Genomic DNA, 15,238 nt, shown 5'->3' on the forward strand with positions numbered 1-15,238 from the left:
CATATGGACCGGTTGCGACTTTCGCGGCCGGTTTTTTTGTGTCTGGAACAAAAGCGATGAGCACCAAGAAGCGTAACTGGAAGCCTCAGACCGCACTCGTGCACGGGGGAACACTGCGTTCCCAGTTCGGCGAGACGTCGGAAGCGATGTATCTCACCCAGGGCTATGTCTATGAAACGGCGCAGGCCGCGGAAGCCCGTTTCAAGGGCGAGGAGCCGGGCTTCATCTATTCGCGCTATGCCAACCCTACCGTCGACATGTTCGAAAAGCGCATGTGCGCGCTGGAGGGTGCCGAAGATGCCCGCGCCACGGCGTCGGGCATGGCTGCGGTGACGGCAGCGCTGCTGTGCAGCGCCAAGGCCGGCGACCATATCGTTGCGGCGCGCGCGCTGTTCGGCTCCTGCCGCTGGGTGGTCGAGACGCTGGCGCCGAAATACGGCATCGAGGCAACGCTGGTCGACGGCACCGACATCGTCAACTGGGAAAAGGCGGTGCGGCCGAACACGAAACTGTTCTTCCTGGAAAGCCCGACCAATCCGACGCTGGAAGTGGTCGACATCGCAGCGGTGGCGGCGCTCGCCACCTCGATCGGCGCCAGGCTGATCGTCGACAATGTCTTTGCCACGCCCTTGCAGCAGAAGCCCTTGCAGCTCGGCGCCCATATCGTCGTCTACTCCGCGACCAAGCACATTGACGGCCAGGGACGCTGTCTTGGCGGCATCATCCTGTCGGACAAGAAATGGATCGACGAGAATTTGCACGACTATTTCCGCCACACCGGCCCGAGCCTGTCGCCGTTCAACGCCTGGACGCTGCTCAAGGGCCTGGAGACGCTGCCGGTTCGGGTGCGCCAGCAGACGGAAAGCGCGGCCAAGATCGCGGATTTCCTGGCAGGACGGCCGGAAATCGCCCGCGTCATCTATCCCGGCCGCGCCGACCACCCGCAGGCCGACATCGTCAAGAAGCAGATGACGGGCGGATCGACGCTGATCTGCCTCGACGTGAAGGGCGGCAAGCAGGCGGCCTTCGCCTTGCAGAACGCGCTCGACATCGTGCTGATCTCCAACAATCTCGGCGACGCCAAGAGCCTGATCACCCATCCGGGGACCACCACGCACAAGAACCTCAGCGACGAAGCTCGCGCCGAGCTTGGCATCGGGCCGGGAACGCTCAGGCTGTCGGTCGGTCTTGAGGATACGGACGATCTGCTGGAGGACGTTGCGCAGGCGCTGAAGGCAGCCGGGTAGGCCGCGAGGCGTCACGCTCCCGACGAAGCCTCTTCCAGCTCGGCTGCCTTGGTGCCGATGATCATGGTGTTGCCGCGCCAATCGACGGCGCCGCTCAGCCAGCCGCGCGCCCAGATGGCGGGAAGCATCATGTCGCGGACCATCATCGCCGGGATCATGCGCAGCGACAGATGCCAGCCCTTGGCCGCGGCCAGCGCGCATTCGGGAATGTAGGCCGCCGTCAGCACGGCCAACACCGTGGCCGGCAGGCTGATGCCGGCACTTGCTGCCGCCACCAGCGCCAACGCCAACGGCACGGCGACGCCGGTCAGGATCTCGGGTGCGAAAAACAGCGGGAAAGTGACGCGGCGCAACCGCGCCCAGCGCGCCTGACGCGACCAGATGTCGGCAAGTCGGCGCTGCCCCAGTGGTTGCTCGAAAGGCGAGGCAACGAGATTGACGCGCAGGCCCAGTCCGTTGACCAGCTTGGTTGCAGCAGCATCCTCGGCGATCTCGGCGGCCAGCGCGCGGATACCGCCATTGGTATCGAGCATCGGCTTGTTCCACAGCATGCTCTTGCCCTGGGCAAAGCCGAGGCCAAGCGCCTCGCCGGCATATTGCCAGCGCGCCTGCAGCGTGTTGAGGAACGCGCATTCGACCTCGGCCCAGAAGCCTTCCGGCCGCGAGCCGATCGGCGTCGAGCAGATAAGCCCGGTATTGGTCCGCCAGGCCGCCATCAGGTGCTGGACGTAATCCCTAGGCATCAGCACGTTGGAATCCGCCAGAATAACCCAATGATTGCGCGCCGCTTCCCAGCCCTTGACGCAGTTGTTGAGCTTCGGGTTGCTGCTGACGCGGTCGTCGCCGATCAGCAGCCGGGCCGGCACGTTGGGAAACAGGACGATCGCCCTGTTTATCAGTTTGACGACGGGATCGTCGGCGTGAGCGACGCAGAAGATCAGTTCGTAGCGCGGCCAGTCGAGCGAGAAGGCTCGCTGCAGCGTCTCTTGTGTGAACGGCTCCACGCCGCGCGACGGCACGACGATCGAGACCGGTGGCTGCTCGTCGGACGGCGGAGGGATAAGGCGACGCGCTTGCAGTTTCGACGAAGCAAGCAGGATGCTGGCGAGATTGGAAAGAAGCAAAGCGGAGGAAGCGAAGGCGGCTGTGAGAGCTAGTTCCATGAGATCTGGTCACTCCGGAAAGGCCGCTCGCGGCTGCTTTGTCAGTCGACAGATGGGCCTTGAGTCGCCGGCAAGGTTTGCGCACACCAACACTGTCATGTGTCACTTAAATGACATTGTTTGTCGGCACCTCCGCTTTGAGGCTGGCAGGACATGCCGCTCTGCGCGTATCAAACCGCATAGCGCGAAAAATGTTCCTTGCCGCGCAACCGGAGCAGCCCATGTATCGCGCCGTCACGCGCAACATCGAAGTGCAGGTCAGACCGTTCTACCTGGAGGACCGCTCGGACCCGGCGGAGAACCGTTATGTCTGGGGCTACCAGGTGACGATCGACAACCAGTCCGACGATTTCGTGCAGCTTATGTCGCGTTACTGGCACATCACCGACGGCAGCGGCCGGATCGAGGAAGTGCGCGGCGCCGGCGTGGTCGGCGACCAGCCTGAGCTCAATCCCGGCGACAGCTATCAATACACGTCAGGCTGCCCGCTCTCGACGCCCTCCGGCTTCATGGTCGGCCACTACACCATGCGCAACAAAAAGGGCGAGACGTTCGACGTCGCTATTCCCGCGTTTTCGCTGGATCTGCCGGGGACGCGGCGGACGGTGAATTAGGGTTTTCTCCCCATCTCTATACGGGGAGAAATGCCCGGCAGTGCAATGAGGGGCGCCGCCGGACTCATGAGGTTATCTTCCACGCACATGACGTAGGCTATGCGCGGCCATTCACCAAAGTTCGCGCTGCCCCTCATCCGCCCTTCGGGCACCTTCTCCCCGTGAACGGGGAGAAGGAAGAGATGCTACTGAGCTGCAAACTCCGCCGGGTCGAAGTCGTACTGCTTCGAGCAGAACTCGCAGGCGACGTGGATGCCGCCATCTTCGGTGCTGTCCTTGATCTCCTGCGCGGAAAACCCCTCGAGGATGCCGCGTATCTTGTCCCTTGAGCAGGAACATTGGTCGGCGACCGGCACGCCGCCGAAGACGCGCACGCCATGTTCGTGGAACAGCCTGTAGAGCAGCCGCTCGGCGCCGATGGTCGGGTCGATCAGCTCGGTCGGCTCGATGGTGCCGAGCAGCGCCACCAGCTCGCGCCACGAATTGTCGGCCGGCTCCTGCGTCACGTCACGCGGATCGCCGTCGCCGCCCGAAATGTCGGGCACGCGCATGCGCTCGGGTGACTGCGGCAGGAACTGCGCCAGGATACCGCCGGCGCGCCACTGCTCGCGCGCACCGCCGGGGCCGGGCGTCAGCAGCTTGGCCACCGACAGCCGGAGGTCGGTCGGGATCTGCTCCGACTGGCGGAAATAGGTGCGCGCGGCGTCTTCCAGCGTCTCGCCGTCGAGCTGGACGATGCCCTGATAGCGCTGCGTGTGCGCGCCTTGGTCGATGGTCAGCGCCAAAACGCCGCTGCCCAGCAGCGTCTGCTGCGAGGTCTGGCCTGCGGCCACCAGGGCCTCCAGCCGGTCGGCATCGAAGCGCGCATAGGCGCGCAATGCCGAGGGCGTGGAGAAATCCGCGACCAGCATGTCGACAGGCCCGTCGGTGCGGGTCTGCAGGATGAACTTGCCTTCAAATTTGAGCGAAGTGCCGAGCAGCACCGTCAGCACACAGGCTTCCGCCAGCAGGCGGGCGACCGGCTCGGGATAGTCATGACGGTTGAGGATGGCGTCGAGCATCGGCCCGAGCTGCACGGTGCGGCCGCGCACGTCGAGCGGGCCTACCTCGAAGGGCACGACATGATCGTCGCCGGCATAGCCGAACTCGCCGAGTTTGGGGTGATGTTCAGTCACTTGATGCGTTTCCAACATGACAAAGCTCCAGGGCGCGGCCATGCGGCCCGGAGGGGTGCATGCGTCCAAACGCGCTTGATTTGCGTGATGGGGCGCAAATAGGCATCGCGCCGCCCCGGATCAAGCGTTTTGAGAGCAAGCGCCTGGAGATCAAGCGCCCAGACACCAGGCCAAAACCGCCTTCTGGGCGTGGAGCCGGTTCTCGGCTTCGTCGAAGACCACCGAATGCGGACCGTCGATGACCTCGTCGGTGACTTCCTCGCCGCGATGCGCCGGCAGGCAGTGCATGAACAGGGCGTCGGGCTTGGCCCTCGCCATCAGCGCCGCATTGACCTGATAGGGCGAGAAGACATTGTGGCCGCGGGCGCGGTGTTCCTGGCCCATCGACACCCAGCAGTCGGTGACGATGCAGTCGGCTTGGTCGACGGCTTCCTCGGGCGAGCGGGTGAAGTGCAGCTTGCCGCCATTGCTCTTCGACCAGTCGATATGCTTTTGCGCCGGCTCGCTGCCTTCCGGCACGGCGACATTGAGGTTGAAGCGGAACCGCGCCGAAGCTTCGAGCAGCGAATGCAGCACGTTGTTGCCGTCGCCGGTCCAGGCGATGGTCTTGCCGGCAACCGGACCGCGATGCTCTTCGAAGGTCATGATGTCGGCCATCAGCTGACAGGGATGAGTGTCGTCGGTCAGCCCGTTGATGACCGGAATCGTGGCATTCTCGGTCAGCTCGAGCAGCCGCTCATGCGACGTGGTGCGGATCATGATGGCGTCGACATAGCGCGACAGCACCTTGGCGGTGTCGGCGATGGTCTCGGAGCGGCCGAGCTGCATTTCGGTCCCGGTCAGCATGATGGTCTCGCCGCCGAGCTGTCGCATGCCGACGTCGAAGGACACGCGCGTGCGCGTCGACGGCTTGTCGAAGATCATGGCCAGCACCTTGCCTTCGAGCGGTTTGGTCCGTTCGCCGGCCTTGAGGCGCGCCTTGCGCACCACCGCATCGTCCAGCATCAGGCGCAGATCGCCTTCGGAAACGGCGGAAAGATCGGTGAAATGGCGAAGGCTCATCGGGAATGGTTCTCGGGATTACTTCGCGGCGGCCGCGGCGATGGCGTCGGTCAGGCCCTTGGCAGCGGCGCGGATGCGATCGAGCGCTTCGCCGATCTCGGCGTCGGTGACGGTCAGCGGCGGCAGCAGACGAATGACGTTGTCGCCGGCCGGCACCGCCAGCAGATGCTGGTCGCGCAGCGCCATGTTGACCTTGGTGTTTGGCATGGCGCATTTCAGGCCAAGCATCAGGCCGCTGCCCCTGATGCCTTCGATGACATCGGGAAATTCGTCGGCGACCGCCGCCAGGCCCTGCTTCATCAGCAATGCCTTGCGCTGGACGTCTTCGAGGAAGCCGTCTTCCAGCACGACGTCGAGCACAGCGTTGCCGACCGCCATGGCCAGCGGATTGCCGCCGAAAGTGGTGCCATGCACGCCTGCCGTCATGCCGACGACAGCGTCGTCGGTGGCGAGGCACGCGCCCATCGGAAAGCCGCCGCCAATGCCCTTGGCAATCGCCATGATGTCTGGCGTCACGCCGGTCCATTCATGCGCGAACAGCTTTCCGGTGCGACCGATACCGCACTGGACCTCATCGAAGATCAGCAGCAGGCCATGCTGGTCGCAGAGCTGCCGCAGCCGCTTCAAGGATTGCGTCGGCACCGGGCGGATGCCGCCCTCGCCCTGTACCGGTTCGATCAGGATCGCGGCGGTCTCTGGTGTGATCGCCTTCTCGGCGGCGTCGATGTCGTCGAAGCCGACCTGGTCGAAGCCTTCGACCTTGGGGCCGAACCCTTCGAGATATTTGTACTGGCCGCCGGCGGCGATGGTCGCCAGCGTGCGGCCGTGGAAGGCGCCTTCGAAGGTAATGACCCGGAAGCGCTCGGGATGGCCCTTGACGAACTGGTAGCGCCGCGCCGTCTTGATCGCGCATTCGAGCGCCTCGGCGCCGGAATTGGTGAAGAACACCTTGTCGGCGAAGGTGGCGTCAGCCAGCCGCTCGCCGAGCCGGGCCTGCCCCGGGATCTCGTAGAGATTGGAGACGTGCCAGAGCTTGGCCGCCTGTTCGGTCAGCGCCGAGACCAGATGCGGATGGCTGTGGCCCAACGAATTGACCGCGATGCCGCCAGCGAAATCGAGATATCGCTCGCCCTTGTCGGTAACCAGCCAGGTGCCTTCGCCATGGTCGAAGGCCAAAGGGGCGCGGGCAAAGGTCTCGTAAAGCGCCGAACCGCTCATTATATGCGTCTCCGGTACCGGAAAAATCAAAAAAGCCGCCAAAGCGGCGGCCTTTGCGGCTTATCGTGTTTTTCGGCCATGAAGTCAACGAAAACGTCGCGCAGAGGCGCGCGGCAAGCTCCCGACGAGACGCCGGCTCATAAGCGACCGGGCAAGTTGGGGAAAACCTAAAAAACCGATTCGTGTTGCACCTGGGACTCTTGTCACCGAGTCAACACATGAGGTAATTGTAGTCCGGAAATAACTAGATTTCGTGCGGCGGACCTAATCACCTAATATATGTGGTGTCTGCCCCGGCAAAGATTGCCGGGTCGGGAATGGATTCCGGCTGCCGCACACTTAGCAGGAGCGCGGTCTCATGAACTGGACTGACGAGCGGGTCGAACTTCTCAGGAAACTGTGGTCGGAGGGCTTGAGCGCAAGCCAGATCGCCGCACAACTCGGCGGGGTCAGCCGCAACGCGGTCATCGGCAAGGTGCACCGGCTGAAGCTGTCGGGCCGCGGACGCTCGACCGCGACGCCGGCGCGTCAGAAGAAGACAACGCAGGGATCTTCGATCCAGAAATCGGTGCCTCGCGCCGCAACCACGCAGCGCCATGTCACGACGTCGATCGGGGCGAACGCGCTGCAGGCGCAGTTCGACGCCGAGCCAGTGGCGCGCCACTACATCCGCCCGGTCGAAAACGTCGTCGTGCCGATCTCGCGGCATCTGCAGCTCACCGATCTCACCGAGCGCACCTGCAAATGGCCGAATGGCGACCCGCTGTCGGAAGACTTCAACTTCTGCGGCAACGAGGCGGCTGAAACCGGACCTTACTGCAAGTACCACGCAAGGGTGGCGTTCCAGCCGGCTTCAGAGCGGCGCAGGAGCCGGTAGTTAGGAATAGGGATTGGGGACTGGGCAGTAGGGAATGGGGTAGCGCTCGTGAGGCGCCACCTTATTCTGCCTACTGCCTACTGCCTACTGCCTACTGCCTACTGCCTACTGCCTACTGCCTACTGCCTACCATCACAGCCACCCACTCTTCCGAAATCGCCAATACAAAAACGAGCAGATCAGCGCGATCGAGACCAATACGACGGGATAGCCGTATTGCATCTTCAGTTCCGGCATGTCGTCGAAATTCATGCCGTAAATGCCGGCGAGCGCCGTCGGCACCGCCAGGATCGCCGCCCATGAGGCCAGCTTCTTGGTGTTCGCGGTTTCCTGGCTCTGGCCGACCAGCAGGCTGGCTTCGAAAGCGAACGCCAGAACCTCGCGCAGGCTGTCGATCTTTTCCTGCACGGTGCGGATATGGTCGGTGACATCGCGAAACAGCGGATGCATTGCGGTATGGATCTGCGGCAGTTCGGCGCTGGTCAGCCGGCGGCAGACCTCGACCAGCGGCAGCGCCGCATTGCGCAGGCGCAACAGATCGCGGCGCAGCATATAGAGCCGCTCGATGTCGGGACCGGTCATCGGCTTCAGCAGCACCCTGTCCTCGATCGCCTCGACCTCGTCCTCGATCTGCTCTAGCACCGGCATGTAGTTGTCGACGATGAAGTCGAGGATGGCGTAGAGGACGAAATCCTCGCCCTTGGCCAATGAGTGCGGACAGCTTTCCCAGTGCTGGCGCACGGCGGCGTATGAGGTCGAGGGACCATGCCTGACGCTGACGATATAGCCTGAGCCGACGAACAGATGCGTCTCGCCGAAGGTGACGCGTCCGTCGATCAGCTGTGCAGTGCGGGCAACGATGAACAGCGCATCGCCATATTGCTCGATCTTCGGCCGCTGGTGCGGATGTTCGGCGTCTTCAATCGCCAGCTCATGCAAATGGAATTGCGCCTTGACGCGCAGCAGAAGCTCGCGGTCGGGTTCGAGCAGCCCGATCCAGACGACATGGCCCGACTTCTTGGCCCATTCACCGGCTTCCTCGATCGGAATGTCGGCGATGCGCTTGCCGGCGGTGTAGACGCTCGACGCGATGATGCCGGACGATGCCGGCGCCGGCTTGAACTCTCGGACATATTCCATCGCAGCCTCCTGAGCGCCTGGCCTTGGCCAGGAACCGAGACGCTAACATCCGGGTAGTTTAGCGCAATATGATTAAGCGTTCGAGGGGTGCGCGATCACTTCACCGGCAGCGCCGGAAAGGCAATCTTGTCGGTCTTGTCGCCCTTGGGACGCTCGGCCGGCAACTGCTCGCCGGTGACGATGTAGTAGATCGTCTCGGCAATGTTGGTGGCGTGGTCGCCGATGCGCTCGATGTTCTTGGCGCAAAACAGCAGATGCGTGCACGGCGTGATGTTGCGCGGATCTTCCATCATGTAGGTCAAAAGCTCGCGAAACAGCGAGGTGTACATGGCGTCGATCTGGTCGTCGCGGTCGCGAACGAAGTCTATTTTCTCGACCGAGCGCGAGGCATAGACGTCGAGCACTTCCTTGAGCTGGGTCAAAGCGAGTTCGGCAAGCGCCTCGAGGCCGCGAAACAGGCTGGTCGGCTGGCGGCCGTCAATGACGCTGACCACACGCTTGGCGACGTTCTTGGCGAGGTCACCGACCCGTTCGAGGTCGGCCGAAATGCGGATGGCGCCGACGATCTCGCGCAGATCCGTCGCCATGGGCTGGCGCTTGGCGATGATGACGATGGCTTTGTCGTCGATTTCGCGCTGGCCATCGTCAAGCACGATGTCGTCACGAATGACCTTCTGGGCGAGGCCGGGATCGGCATTGACCAGCGCCTGGATCGCCTGCTCGACCATGCGCTCGGCATGGCCGCCCATCGCAGCGATGCGCTTCGCCAGGTATTTCAGCTCTTCGTCATAGGCGCTGACAATGTGTACGGACTGCATGGGCGAAATGCCTTCCTTAAATCTTTGGCCTTTTGAGTCGTTTCCTCGACCCCTGTGCTGATACGCTAGCCGGATGACAGAAAGAAGAAACAGGCAGTTAGCAGATAGTACCGCCTCAGCCTGCCGGCAAATGGACCGTGAACGCCGCGCCCTTGCCAACCTCCGACTTGATCGAAAGCCGGGCGTTGTGGCGCGTCAGAATATGCTTGACGATGGACAGGCCAAGACCGGTGCCTTTCTGCGTGCGGCTGCTCTCCACGTCGACGCGATAGAAGCGCTCGGTAATGCGCGGTATGTGCTCTTCCGGGATGCCCGGGCCGTAGTCCCTGATGGTTACATCGATGCCCGGTTCCGGGCCGGCCTCGCCCCGCGCGATCGACACCGTGACGCGTCCGCCAGGCTGGCCGTATTTGCAGGCGTTTTCCAAGAGATTCTCGAACACCTGGAACAACTCGTCGCGGTCTCCGGGCACGTCGAGCGGCCCCTCGGCGTAGTCGCGTTCGATGACGACGCCGTTCTCGCTGGCGAGCGGGCCTAGTGAATCGATGACGCTGTCGATGGTCTGGCGCAGATCGACCTCGGTTCCCGGCCTCAGGTAAGGCTTCATTTCAAGCCTCGACAGCGACAGGAGATCGTCGATGAGGCGCGCCATGCGGCCGGTCTGGTTCTGCATGATCTGCAGGAACTGCTCGCGCGCCGCCGGATCGTTGCGGGCCGGGCCGCGCAACGTCTCGATGAAGCCCGAGATCGAAGCAAGCGGGGTGCGCAACTCGTGGCTGGCATTGGCTATGAAGTCAGCGCGCATGCGGTCGATGCGGCGCGTCTCACTCTGGTCCTTGAATACCAGCACATAGAGATCGGTGGCGTGGCCGACCGAGGACACGCTGACCCGGTAGGCGCGTTCCACCGGCAGCTTCTCGGTGTAGTCGACGGCATCGGAGGCGACGGCTCCCGACAGTACGCCGTCCAGCAATGCCTGCATTTCCGGGGCGCGGAATTTCAGCGACAGCGACAGGCCGGGCGCGATGCCGCCAAAGGCGGCATAGGCGGCGGCATTGGCGTGGACGATGGTGGCGGTGCGGTCGAAGATGATCAGCGGATCGGCAACGGCAGCCGCAAGATATTCGCCGGAAAGCCGCTGCAGCCCGCTCGCCTCGACCGTGGTAATGGTCTCAGCGGACCGGCTGGCGCCACCGGTTGGCAGAAGCGCGGCGGCCAGCAGCACCGTCAACGCAGCCAGGACGACATAGGCGGAGATACCGGCAAACCCATAAACGGCCAGGATGGCGATCGCACCGGCGGCAAGCAGCCATCGGCTGTTCCACAGCCGGCCGGCGACGGCCTGCCCCGTGGTTGTCCGCTCTGCGCCGGTGTCAGCCATTCGTGCTTTCCGTGCTTCTGCGCCGGTCCCGCCGAAACTTCCGCTGGACCGGGTTTGAGGCCCCCCATAGCATGAGTCCGCAAGCTGGAAAGGTTCGTCTCGATGAAAAAAGCCAAGGAAAGTCCCGCCGCAGAGCCGGCAAAGGGGCCGCTGAAGATCAAGGTGGACGGCAAGGAGCGGGAGTTCGACATCGAAAACCCTGAGCTTCCCAGCTGGATCGAGGACCACAAACTGACCGCAGGCGACTACCCCTACGACAAGAAAATGAAGAGCGAGGAGTATGACGAGACGCTGGAGCGGCTGCAGATCGAACTGGTCAAGGCGCAGGCCTGGCTCCGGGCGACCGGCAGCAGAGTGATGTCGCTGTTCGAGGGGCGCGATGCCGCCGGCAAGGGCGGCACCATCTCGGTGCTGCGCCAGTATCTCAATCCTCGAACCGCGCGCAATGTGGCGCTGACCAAGCCGACCCCAACCGAAGTCGGGCAATGGTACTACCAGCGCTACGTCGCCCATTTCCCGACATCGGGCGAATTCGTCACCTTCGACCGGTCCTGGTACAACCGCGGCGGCGTCGAGCCGGTGATGGGCTTTTGCACACCGGAACAGCATGCAAAATTCCTCGACGAGACGCCGCATTTCGAGCGGATGATCTCCAACGACGGCATCTATTTCTTCAAATTCTGGCTCAACATCGGCCGCGAAACCCAACTCGAACGGTTTCACGACCGCCGCTGGTCTCCGCTGAAGAACTGGAAGTTCTCGCCGATCGATATTGCCGGCATTACCAAATGGGACGACTACACCAAGGCGCGCGACCAGATGGTCGAGTGCACGCACAAGCAGTTCGCGCCCTGGATCATCGTGCGGGCCAATGACAAGCGGCGCTCGCGGCTGGCCGTCATGCGGCGCATCCTGTTGTCGCTGCCCTATGATGGGCGCGATCTCGACGCCATCGGCAAGGAAGACAAAAAGATCGTCGGCGAAGGGCCGTCGTTTCTCGAGAAGTAGAGACTGGCCTCGATAGGCAGAGGCTGAAATTACAGAGCCCACCCCCACACGGAGGTGGGCTCTGTGGCCATTGTCTAAAGCGCATCGCATTTGAACGGATTCACGCGACGCGCTTTAGGTCTTTGTTTCATGCATGTCGTTCTCTCAAAACCGGGGCCACTTTGAGCGACATGCATTAAAGCGCGTCGGGTGAAGACAGTCTCACGACGCCTGCCGCATGCCGAGCATGTGGGGGGTGCCCCTGGCCAACACCGGGGCGTGATGGTTGCGGCGCGAACGCACGACATCCAGCGTATGCTCGTTGAAGGTCAGCAGTGTGGCGACGACCTGCTGGTTGCCATAGGTGCGCTGGTAACCGAGCGGCGTCGCCAGGAAGTGCAACTGCAGCGTCCGCAGCACCCACACCGGCTCGACCTCGATAATGACCTGATCGACATTGCGAGCAAGGCCCCATTCGACGAAGCCGGCGATCAGTTCGGTGCCGACCGTAGACACGCCGCGCTTGCCATCGCGAAAGCCTGGCGCCACCGCGTAACGGGTTAGCTCCCAGACATTCGGTCCCGAAGGGCGCTTTCCCTCGCAGAGTTCCGGCATCACATCGCTAAGGAGATGCGGCCGTGTGGTCGGCAGCATCCGATGATAGCCTGCAAGCTCGCCATTGCGTATGACAAGGTGGTGTTCGGCCTCATCATGGTCGAATTGATCGATTTCGAGGCCGTCCGGGCGATCGAGATCGGTCCACCGCATCTCATCGACGAAGACCTTGTAACGCAGGCGATGGACGGCCTCCCATAGGTCGGGACGTTCCATCAGTTGTTGAGTGGTAAGGGAAAATAGCATTAGCCGTCTCCTGGGCTTAAGAGGAAGATACGGCCGGGCTTTCCCGAAAAAATTGCGCGAAGGTGTTGGCAAGGATTTCCAGGCTGCCACAGCCGACATGGCTAATATAGCTGCGTCTAAACGCCTCCGCGATGGCGTGCACCCTGTTGGCGACGCCGAGTCTGCTTTTGGCGTTAAGAAAGCATTAGCCGTCTCAAGAGGACGACAGGGGCCGGTCTTTTCTGAAGATATGACGCCAACAATGCGGCCATAAATTTCGGGCCGCCAGAACCGGCCTAGCTGATATAGCCGTGCCTGACTGCTTCGGCGACTGCCTGCACACGGTTGGCGGCGCCTAGTTTGCTCTTGGCGTTGAGAAGGTGTTTCTCAGAGGTATGCTCCGAGATGCCGAGGATCTGCGAAATTTCCCACTCGGATTTTCCGACCGCCGCCCATTGCAGGCATTCGCGCTCGCGCGGCGTCAATTCAATGTGATCGATAGATTTGCCGGCCGTCGTTTGAAGCTGCATGGCGCGGCCGATGGCATAGGTGGAGGCCAGCGAGACCATTGCGAATTCGGCTTCGGACAGTTCGACCGCCTCACCGCCCAGCGAGACCAGCGCGATCTGGCCTTCGAGCGTGATCAGCGGGAAGGCGAGGCCGTCACGCAGCTTGAACTGGCGGGCGTCGCGCATTACCTCGGCGCTGCTCTTGTCGGCGGGCATGCTTTGAACGGCATCGCGCCATTGGAATGGCGCCCGAAACTGCTTCAAATGGCTGACGACCGGATCGTGGTCGACGTAGTTGCGCGATAAGTAACGCTCCAGCCATTCGCTAGGCCAATCGCAGAGCAGCACATGGTCCTTCGTCTGGCTGCTTGGTGTACCGGGCTGCGGCACCGTTGCGGCTATCAGGGCCGTCAATCCGAAATTCGAGGTGACACTAAGTAGCTGCTCGCACACCGCAGCCGACGTGTCGGCACGCTGCACCCGGTCAATATATTCAAGTGTCCGGTCAAAATAACCCATCGCAACATCTACCCCATGTTGCCTACCGCTCTTGAGACCGATGCTACGTGCCTGCCCCGCACTTAGCCATCAACCCCGGATTGCAAAGCCACATCCTTAGCTTTTCTAACGCCAGCGACCGCCAACCCCAGGCCGACTCTGTGCGGCTATTTGCAACCTCGCCAAAGCATAACCCGAAATTTGCCCTTTGAAATCAAAAACAATTGTGCCTGCGCCGTTTTCGTATCACAAGCCAACGGCCAAGACGGGCGGAGTTTTTTGTGACATCACGCTGGATAACCATCGCCTTGCTGTCGATGCTGATCGGAGTGCAGCCGTTTGCCGGCGCTGTGCGGGCAGCGGAACCGCAGGTGCCGGTGCTTTGGGATGCCAAGGAGCGGCTGCCGAAGCCGGACCTTTCGGCGCTGCCGAGGCTCAGGTTCCTCACCACAACCGATTTCCCGCCCTTCAATTTTCTCGACGGCACGGGCCGACTGTCCGGCTTCCACATCGACCTGGCGCGGGCGATTTGCGCCGAACTCGACATCGCCGACAAATGCCAGATCCAGGCGCTGCCCTGGGCCGAACTCGACGACGCGTTGCAGAAGGGCGAAGGCGAGGCGATCATCGCCGGCATCGCCGCCACGCCGGAGACGCGGGCGAAGTACAGCTTTTCGCGCTCCTATCTACAGTTTCCGGCGCGCTTCATCATGCCGAAGACCAAGGCCTTCGCCGAGCCGATCCTCGACAAATTGCGCTCGAAGCGGGTCGGCGTGCTGGCCGGCTCGGCGCATGAAAAGATGCTGCGCGATTATTTCGGCACCGTGCAGATCATCCGCTTCGACCGGCCGGAAGACCTCTACAGCGACTTGAAGAGCGCCAAGATCGATGCCGCCTTCGGCGACGGCATGCGCTTTTCCTTCTGGCTGGGCGGCACGGACGCCGCCGGTTGCTGCCGCTTCGCCGGTGGACCCTACCTGGCGCCGGAATATCTGGGGTCCGGCATGACCATTGCCACCCGGGCCAGCGACCCAGCGCTGGCCGCAGCCATGGACTACGCGCTGCAGGAGATATCGGTGAAAGGCACCTTCGCCGAATTCTACCTGCGCTATTTCCCGGTCAGTTTCTTCTGATCCGGTTCTCGGTCCAGCTTTTTCTGATCCGGCCCCGGTCAGCTTCCTCTACGGGCTGGATCAGGTCAGCGTGCGCAGGCGGGCCTTCGCCCCGCGCGCGATGGCCGCGGCGGTCAGCGTGTCGAGATCGAGCTCACGCCGGATCAACTGCAGCACCCGCAATTCCTCCATGCGCATTTCGAGATCGACGGCGGCAACTTCGAAGGCGACGGCATAAGCGGTGTCGTGCAGCCGTTCGGGCAAAGTCTCGGCGACACGCTCGAGCACGCCTTCCAATCCATCCTTTTCATGCAGCATCTTCTGGCAGTCCTGCGCAATGGCGATCAGCCTGTCCTGCTTGAAATCCTCGAACACCGGCCAGCTGCGGACGACGTCGCCGATGCGCGCCAGTTCGATATCGGTCATGTCGCGATCGGAAGCCGAGGTGATGACCATCAGGTAGATCAGGGCTTCATGGGTGGACGGCAACGGCATTCAAAACTCCTTGATAGTGATGGTCGAAGGTAGGGACGCTACGGCGCCGTCGCAACGAAAACGCCTGATATCGTTGACGCTCCGCCCTGTCGCGCCTAGAGA

15 protein-coding genes are annotated in these 15,238 nt (G+C 62.6%); 5 read left to right on the plus strand and 10 right to left on the minus strand.

Annotated features, from left to right (window positions below; translation table 11 throughout):
* Positions 1-56 precede the first annotated feature (56 nt).
* Positions 57-1,247 carry an O-succinylhomoserine sulfhydrylase gene (locus tag NKI88_RS20850; RefSeq protein WP_352656952.1) on the plus strand — a complete coding sequence of 397 codons (1,191 nt, stop codon included), beginning with the start codon at positions 57-59 and terminating at the stop codon, positions 1,245-1,247.
* Positions 1,248-1,258: 11 nt separating this feature from the next.
* Here the strand turns inward: NKI88_RS20850 and NKI88_RS20855 are convergent, their stop codons facing one another.
* On the minus strand, positions 1,259-2,410 hold the full coding sequence (locus NKI88_RS20855; protein WP_352656955.1) for a ceramide glucosyltransferase: 1,152 nt from the start codon (positions 2,408-2,410) through the stop codon (positions 1,259-1,261).
* A gap of 221 nt (positions 2,411-2,631) precedes the next feature.
* Here NKI88_RS20855 and apaG point away from each other — a divergent pair, with 221 nt between their 5' ends.
* Positions 2,632-3,024 carry a Co2+/Mg2+ efflux facilitator ApaG/CorD gene (apaG, locus tag NKI88_RS20860; protein WP_023681948.1) on the plus strand — a complete coding sequence of 131 codons (393 nt, stop codon included), beginning with the start codon at positions 2,632-2,634 and terminating at the stop codon, positions 3,022-3,024.
* 185 nt (positions 3,025-3,209) lie between these two features.
* On the opposite strand, the gene NKI88_RS20865 is transcribed toward apaG, so the two are convergent.
* The 3 genes from NKI88_RS20865 to NKI88_RS20875 form a co-directional block, all read right to left on the minus strand.
* Positions 3,210-4,241: an Hsp33 family molecular chaperone gene (locus NKI88_RS20865; RefSeq protein WP_027049368.1), complete on the minus strand. Its 1,032-nt coding sequence runs from the start codon at positions 4,239-4,241 to the stop codon at positions 3,210-3,212.
* 108 nt (positions 4,242-4,349) lie between these two features.
* Positions 4,350-5,261 carry an ornithine carbamoyltransferase gene (argF, locus tag NKI88_RS20870; protein WP_023669629.1) on the minus strand — a complete coding sequence of 304 codons (912 nt, stop codon included), beginning with the start codon at positions 5,259-5,261 and terminating at the stop codon, positions 4,350-4,352.
* A gap of 18 nt (positions 5,262-5,279) precedes the next feature.
* The gene (locus tag NKI88_RS20875; RefSeq protein ID WP_023823724.1) at positions 5,280-6,479 is read right to left on the minus strand and encodes an aspartate aminotransferase family protein; all 1,200 of its coding nucleotides are present in this window, start codon (positions 6,477-6,479) and stop codon (positions 5,280-5,282) included.
* 358 nt (positions 6,480-6,837) lie between these two features.
* Here NKI88_RS20875 and NKI88_RS20880 point away from each other — a divergent pair, with 358 nt between their 5' ends.
* The gene (locus NKI88_RS20880; protein ID WP_023669627.1) at positions 6,838-7,356 is read left to right on the plus strand and encodes a GcrA family cell cycle regulator; all 519 of its coding nucleotides are present in this window, start codon (positions 6,838-6,840) and stop codon (positions 7,354-7,356) included.
* Positions 7,357-7,488: 132 nt separating this feature from the next.
* On the opposite strand, the gene NKI88_RS20885 is transcribed toward NKI88_RS20880, so the two are convergent.
* The 3 genes from NKI88_RS20885 to NKI88_RS20895 all read right to left on the minus strand — a co-directional run bounded on the left by NKI88_RS20885 (position 7,489) and on the right by NKI88_RS20895 (position 10,695).
* Complete coding sequence (locus tag NKI88_RS20885) at positions 7,489-8,496, minus strand: magnesium and cobalt transport protein CorA (RefSeq protein ID WP_023692534.1); 1,008 nt, start codon at positions 8,494-8,496, stop codon at positions 7,489-7,491.
* Between the two features lie 95 nt (positions 8,497-8,591).
* Positions 8,592-9,314, minus strand: coding sequence for a phosphate signaling complex protein PhoU (gene phoU / locus NKI88_RS20890; protein ID WP_352656958.1), 723 nt, complete (start codon positions 9,312-9,314; stop codon positions 8,592-8,594).
* A 115-nt stretch (positions 9,315-9,429) separates the two neighbouring features.
* Positions 9,430-10,695: an ATP-binding protein gene (locus NKI88_RS20895; protein WP_352656961.1), complete on the minus strand. Its 1,266-nt coding sequence runs from the start codon at positions 10,693-10,695 to the stop codon at positions 9,430-9,432.
* A 102-nt stretch (positions 10,696-10,797) separates the two neighbouring features.
* Between NKI88_RS20895 and ppk2 the strand changes: the two genes are divergently transcribed.
* Positions 10,798-11,703, plus strand: coding sequence for a polyphosphate kinase 2 (ppk2, locus tag NKI88_RS20900; protein WP_023688696.1), 906 nt, complete (start codon positions 10,798-10,800; stop codon positions 11,701-11,703).
* A 201-nt stretch (positions 11,704-11,904) separates the two neighbouring features.
* Here ppk2 and NKI88_RS20905 read toward each other — a convergent pair whose 3' ends face one another.
* Both NKI88_RS20905 and NKI88_RS20910 read right to left on the minus strand, forming a co-directional pair.
* Positions 11,905-12,543: an acyl-homoserine-lactone synthase gene (locus tag NKI88_RS20905; RefSeq protein WP_023681954.1), complete on the minus strand. Its 639-nt coding sequence runs from the start codon at positions 12,541-12,543 to the stop codon at positions 11,905-11,907.
* Positions 12,544-12,818: 275 nt separating this feature from the next.
* On the minus strand, positions 12,819-13,550 hold the full coding sequence (locus NKI88_RS20910) for a helix-turn-helix transcriptional regulator (protein WP_023669621.1): 732 nt from the start codon (positions 13,548-13,550) through the stop codon (positions 12,819-12,821).
* 296 nt (positions 13,551-13,846) lie between these two features.
* On the opposite strand from NKI88_RS20910, the gene NKI88_RS20915 reads away from it, so the two are divergent.
* Positions 13,847-14,662, plus strand: a complete 816-nt coding sequence (locus tag NKI88_RS20915) for an ABC transporter substrate-binding protein (RefSeq protein WP_050588532.1) — start codon at positions 13,847-13,849, stop codon at positions 14,660-14,662.
* Positions 14,663-14,722: 60 nt separating this feature from the next.
* Here NKI88_RS20915 and NKI88_RS20920 read toward each other — a convergent pair whose 3' ends face one another.
* On the minus strand, positions 14,723-15,136 hold the full coding sequence (locus NKI88_RS20920; protein WP_023818790.1) for a tellurite resistance TerB family protein: 414 nt from the start codon (positions 15,134-15,136) through the stop codon (positions 14,723-14,725).
* Positions 15,137-15,238 lie beyond the last annotated feature (102 nt).

Origin of the sequence: Mesorhizobium sp. M0317 (assembly GCF_040321555.1) — a bacterium.
In the GTDB taxonomy this organism is placed as follows: domain Bacteria; phylum Pseudomonadota; class Alphaproteobacteria; order Rhizobiales; family Rhizobiaceae; genus Mesorhizobium.

Bases quoted from the DNA above. Each gene is read 5' to 3' on its own strand.
- argF (WP_023669629.1), bottom strand. From the start codon at position 5,261: ATGAGCCTTCGCCATTTCACCGATCTTTCCGCCGTTTCCGAAGGCGAT.
- NKI88_RS20885 (WP_023692534.1), bottom strand. From the start codon at position 8,496: ATGGAATATGTCCGAGAGTTCAAGCCGGCGCCGGCATCGTCCGGCATC.
- NKI88_RS20865 (WP_027049368.1), bottom strand. From the start codon at position 4,241: ATGGCCGCGCCCTGGAGCTTTGTCATGTTGGAAACGCATCAAGTGACT.
- phoU (WP_352656958.1), bottom strand. From the start codon at position 9,314: ATGCAGTCCGTACACATTGTCAGCGCCTATGACGAAGAGCTGAAATAC.
- NKI88_RS20915 (WP_050588532.1), top strand. From the start codon at position 13,847: ATGCTGATCGGAGTGCAGCCGTTTGCCGGCGCTGTGCGGGCAGCGGAA.
- NKI88_RS20905 (WP_023681954.1), bottom strand. From the start codon at position 12,543: ATGCTATTTTCCCTTACCACTCAACAACTGATGGAACGTCCCGACCTA.
- ppk2 (WP_023688696.1), top strand. From the start codon at position 10,798: ATGAAAAAAGCCAAGGAAAGTCCCGCCGCAGAGCCGGCAAAGGGGCCG.
- NKI88_RS20880 (WP_023669627.1), top strand. From the start codon at position 6,838: ATGAACTGGACTGACGAGCGGGTCGAACTTCTCAGGAAACTGTGGTCG.
- NKI88_RS20920 (WP_023818790.1), bottom strand. From the start codon at position 15,136: ATGCCGTTGCCGTCCACCCATGAAGCCCTGATCTACCTGATGGTCATC.
- apaG (WP_023681948.1), top strand. From the start codon at position 2,632: ATGTATCGCGCCGTCACGCGCAACATCGAAGTGCAGGTCAGACCGTTC.
- NKI88_RS20895 (WP_352656961.1), bottom strand. From the start codon at position 10,695: ATGGCTGACACCGGCGCAGAGCGGACAACCACGGGGCAGGCCGTCGCC.
- NKI88_RS20850 (WP_352656952.1), top strand. From the start codon at position 57: ATGAGCACCAAGAAGCGTAACTGGAAGCCTCAGACCGCACTCGTGCAC.
- NKI88_RS20910 (WP_023669621.1), bottom strand. From the start codon at position 13,550: ATGGGTTATTTTGACCGGACACTTGAATATATTGACCGGGTGCAGCGT.
- NKI88_RS20875 (WP_023823724.1), bottom strand. From the start codon at position 6,479: ATGAGCGGTTCGGCGCTTTACGAGACCTTTGCCCGCGCCCCTTTGGCC.
- NKI88_RS20855 (WP_352656955.1), bottom strand. From the start codon at position 2,410: ATGGAACTAGCTCTCACAGCCGCCTTCGCTTCCTCCGCTTTGCTTCTT.